A 4,246-nucleotide genomic window follows, 5' to 3' on the forward strand; every position below is an offset into this window, starting at 1 on the left:
GTGAATCCCGTAGACCAGCAGATGATCCGCCTGGGCTTTACCATACCGGTGGTTGACTGGGGCCGCAACAAGGCCCGGGTGAATACCGCCCAGGCCAATCAGAAACTTACCGAATATGCCGTAAAGCAGGATCAGCTGGCCTTTGAGCAGGACATCCGCACCCAGGTGGCCCTGCTGCAGTCGCTGAGCATGCAGGTGCAGGTATCCCGGCAGGCGGCCGAGGTAGCAGGCCAGCGCTACCAGATCGGGCAGGAAAGCTTTGGCATGGGCCGCATCAGCATTACCGAGCTCAACATTGCCCAGCAGGAAAAAGATGCCGCCCGCCGCAACTACCTGCAGGCCCTGCGCGGCTTCTGGGAAACCTACTACCGCCTGCGCCTGCTCACCCTCTACGACTTTGAAAAGCAGGAGGCGCTGATTTTGGATGATAGAAGATAGATGTAAGAGGTTAGAAGTTAGAAGTAAGACTATAGACGATGGACCGGGCGGCTAGGCGCCCCCGGCGATCCGCAATGGACCGGGCGGTGTACCGCAATGGACGATTTCTCTGGAGACGTTTCCTGTTGTTGGTGTTTTCACCAACAACACTTCTGACCAGCACCTGATTTGTTGGTGAAAACACTAACAAAGGGGGTCCTACACGCTCCACCATCTACCCTCTAATGTCTAACTTCCAACTTCTAACTTCTAACTTCCAACCCCCATACCTCAAACCCCATACCTCAATATGATCAAGCTCACCAACATCGAAAAAGTGTACAAGACCAGCACCATCCAGACGCTGGCCTTGCACCAGGTAAACCTGGAGGTTGCCCGGGGAGAATTTCTCTCCATCATGGGCCCTTCCGGCTGTGGCAAATCCACCCTGCTCAACATCATGGGCCTGCTGGATGCCCCTACCTCCGGCACCATTCGCCTGGATGGCCAAACCGTCAGCAACCTGCCCGACAAGCGGCTGGCCCGCATCCGCAACGAAAAGCTCGGTTTTATCTTCCAGAGCTACCACCTGATCCAGGACCTCCATGTGCTGGACAATGTGGAGCTGCCCCTGATCTACCGCAATGTGTCGGCCACCGAGCGTAAACGCCGGGCGCAGGAAGCCCTGGAAAAGGTAGGCCTCAGCGCCCGCACCAAGCACTACCCCAACCAGCTCTCGGGGGGGCAGCGCCAGCGCGTGGCTATTGCCCGGGCCATTGTTGGCCGTCCGGATGTGATTCTGGCCGATGAGCCCACCGGTAACCTCGATTCGGTGATGGGCGATGAGGTGATGAACATCCTGCTGCAGCTCAACCGGCAGGAGGGCACCACCATTGTGATGGTAACACATGATGAGGCCATGGCCAAACGTACCCAGCGCCTGCTGCGCTTCTTTGACGGACAAGCAGTAAATACCGAAAACTATGTTGCGCAATTATCTTAAAATGGCCCTGAAGGTGCTGAACCGGCGCCGCTTCTACACCTTCATCAGCATGTTTGGCATTACCATTACGCTGGCCATTCTGCTGATCGTATCGGCCTTCTGGAACCACCTGGTGGGCCAGCATGAGCCGGAAGTAAACCTGGATCGCAGCCTGGTGGTCTTTCGCATGAAGCTGCAGGGCAAAGACGGCTGGACCTCCACCTCGGCCAACAGCGACTACTTTCTGGAAAAGTATGTGCGCAAGCTGCAGACCCCTGAAATGATGACCTTTTACTCGCTGCCCTCTACCGTCAATACCTTTGTGGACGGGCAGAAGGTAAACCTGGACCGCAAGTATACGGATGCCACCTTCTGGCAGGTGATGCAGCATACGTTTATTGAGGGGCGTCCCTATACCGACGATGAAGTGCAGCAGCGCCATCCGGTGGTGGTGATCAGCCGCGCCAGCAAGGAAGAACTTTTTGGCATGGGGTCAGCCCTGGGGCAGGAGATCAAGATCGACGAGGACCGCTACAAGGTAGTGGGCGTAATTGACGATACGCCCATTACCCGCCTGCACTCCTACGGCAATCTGTTCATTCCCATTACCCTCAACAAGGGCTATGGCAAAGACAAGGAGTATATGGGTGAGTTTGTAGCTACCCTGGTAGCCTCCAGCCGGGAGGCCATAGGGGATATGGAGAAGGAGTACGAGGCCATGGCCCGGCAGATCGAGAATCCCGATCCGGCCAATGTGGAAAAAGTGCTCTCCTCGGCCGATTCGTATGTAGGAGCCTTCAGCCGCATGTTTCTGGGGGGAGATGGCGACTCGGGGGTGCAGAAGCTCTATGCGATTCTGATGGCACTGGCTTTTCTGTTTATGTTGCTGCCAACGGTCAACCTGATGAACATCAACATCAGCCGCATTATGGAGCGGGCCTCCGAAATAGGGGTACGCCGGGCCTTTGGGGCCTCTACCTGGGCACTGCTCTTCCAGTTCATCATCGAAAATCTGGTGCTTACCCTTCTGTGCGGCCTGCTGGCGGTGCTGGTAGCCTGGGGTGGCCTGCAGCTCATCAATACGTCCGGCCTGGTGCAATTCATGGAATTAAAGCTGAATTTCCATGTACTGGGGGCAGGCCTGCTGTTTACCCTGGTATTCGGCCTTATTTCAGGGGTGTACCCTGCCTGGCGCATGTCCCGCCTGCAGGCCGCCGAAGCACTTAAGGCAAAATAGAATCCCGAAGCTAGAAGGTAGAAGCAATTAGATAGAATCAGAGTAGTCTGCAGAGTATCCAACCAGTATTTTCTAACTTCTAACTTCTATCTTCTTACCTCTAACCCAATAACCCACTACTCAATACCAAAGCAATGTTTCTTCAACTCTTTAAAATAATGTGGCACCGCAAGGGCAGGAATTTTCTGCTGCTGACGGAGATCTTTTTCTCCTTCCTGGTGCTGTTCATCACCGGTACGCTCATCATCGAGGGCCTGCGTGATTACTATACCCCCGTTGGTTTCGACTACAGCGATCTGTACGAGATCGACATGAGCCGCCATGGCGAAGGCAAGGCCAGTTCGCTGGCCAAGCTGCAGCAACTGCGCCCCATTCTGGCATCCACCCCCGAGATCAGCAGCTACAGTTTTAGCTCCTCCAATACCCCCTTCTCCTACAGCACCATGAATGTGGATATGTATTACGAGGAGAAGATGGAACTCTCACATTTTTACCGGGTAGACCCCAGTTATTTTGAAACCCTGGACCTGGAGCTGCTGGAGGGTCGCTGGCTGCAGAAGGGCGATGTTGGCTCGCCGGAGCCGGTTGTCATTAACCAGACCCTGGCCGAGCGCTACTTTCCGCAGCAGAGTGCACTGGGCAAGCGCATTGGTCAGTTCAACGACAAGAACAACATGCAGGTAGTAGGGGTGATCCGCAATTACCGCCAGGATGGCGAGTTTCAGGCAGCTGATAATGCCCTGTTCCGCTTCCACAACGAACAGGATACCACCTCGGAAGTGCCTGGCAAAATTCTGCTGGAGATCAAGGCCGGGGCTGATCCGGCCTGGCAGCAGCAGCTCATGGAGCGGCTCAACAAAGTGGCCGGCAACTGGACCCTGGAGCTGGCCGTCGTTACCCATATGCGCAAAGCCAAAGCCAAAATGAAGCTTATTCCCCTGATTGCCCTGAGCATTGTGTGCGGCTTTCTGGTCTTCAATGTGGCGCTGGGCCTCTTTGGGGTGCTCTGGTACAACATCAGCAAGCGCTATGCCGAGATAGGCATTCGCCGGGCCTTTGGCGCAACCGAAAGCAGCATTCGCTGGCAGATGCTGGGCGAGGTGATGGTACTGGCCACCCTGGGCCTGGTGCTGGGCGTACTGCTGGCGGTACAGTTTCCGCTACTTGGGGTCATGAATGTGACCACCTCCATCTACGCCATCTCCATTGCTACCTCACTGCTGCTCATTTACCTGCTGGTAGCCCTCTGTGCCTGGTACCCCAGCAAGCAGGCCGCCCAGATCGAGCCGGCCCTGGCGCTGCATTATGAATAGGGGATGGTGGACGATGGACAATGGATTATAGACAATGGACCGGGCGGCGTACCGCAATGGACCGGGCGGCGTACCCAAATGGACGAAAAACCGGGCTACTACTACCCCTTTGTTGGTGTTTTCACCAACAAATCGAGTGCTGGTCAGAAGCCATGTTGGTGAAAACACCAATAAGAGGATACGATACCAGAAAAGTCGTCCATCGCAGTTCTCCTACCCCGTTGTTGGTGTTTTCACCAACAACTCATGTGCTGATCAGGAGCGTTGTTGGTGCAAACACCAACAACAGGATACGTC

Annotated in this window: 4 protein-coding genes; all 4 read left to right on the plus strand. The window is 55.3% G+C overall.

The window, feature by feature from the left end:
* Window positions 1–438, plus strand: a 438-nt coding sequence (locus tag ADICEAN_RS20310; RefSeq protein ID WP_161622749.1) for a TolC family protein, incomplete at its 5' end; no start/stop codon positions are given.
* 289 nt (window positions 439–727) lie between these two features.
* On the plus strand, window positions 728–1,420 hold the full coding sequence (locus tag ADICEAN_RS20315; RefSeq protein WP_009197554.1) for an ABC transporter ATP-binding protein: 693 nt from the start codon (window positions 728–730) through the stop codon (window positions 1,418–1,420).
* On the plus strand, window positions 1,401–2,636 hold the full coding sequence (locus ADICEAN_RS20320) for an ABC transporter permease (RefSeq protein WP_009197555.1): 1,236 nt from the start codon (window positions 1,401–1,403) through the stop codon (window positions 2,634–2,636). Before ADICEAN_RS20315 ends, ADICEAN_RS20320 begins: the two co-directional genes overlap by 20 nt.
* 158 nt (window positions 2,637–2,794) lie before the next feature.
* Entirely contained in the window at window positions 2,795–3,949 is a 1,155-nt protein-coding gene (locus ADICEAN_RS20325) for an ABC transporter permease (protein ID WP_009197556.1), read from the plus strand.
* Window positions 3,950–4,246: the final 297 nt, after the last annotated feature.

Origin of the sequence: Cesiribacter andamanensis AMV16 (assembly GCF_000348925.1) — a bacterium.
Classification (GTDB): domain Bacteria; phylum Bacteroidota; class Bacteroidia; order Cytophagales; family Cyclobacteriaceae; genus Cesiribacter; species Cesiribacter andamanensis.

Excerpts from the sequence above, each read along its gene's own strand:
- ADICEAN_RS20315 (WP_009197554.1), top strand. The coding sequence starts at position 728 with ATGATCAAGCTCACCAACATCGAAAAAGTGTACAAGACCAGCACCATC.
- ADICEAN_RS20320 (WP_009197555.1), top strand. The coding sequence starts at position 1,401 with ATGTTGCGCAATTATCTTAAAATGGCCCTGAAGGTGCTGAACCGGCGC.
- ADICEAN_RS20325 (WP_009197556.1), top strand. The coding sequence starts at position 2,795 with ATGTGGCACCGCAAGGGCAGGAATTTTCTGCTGCTGACGGAGATCTTT.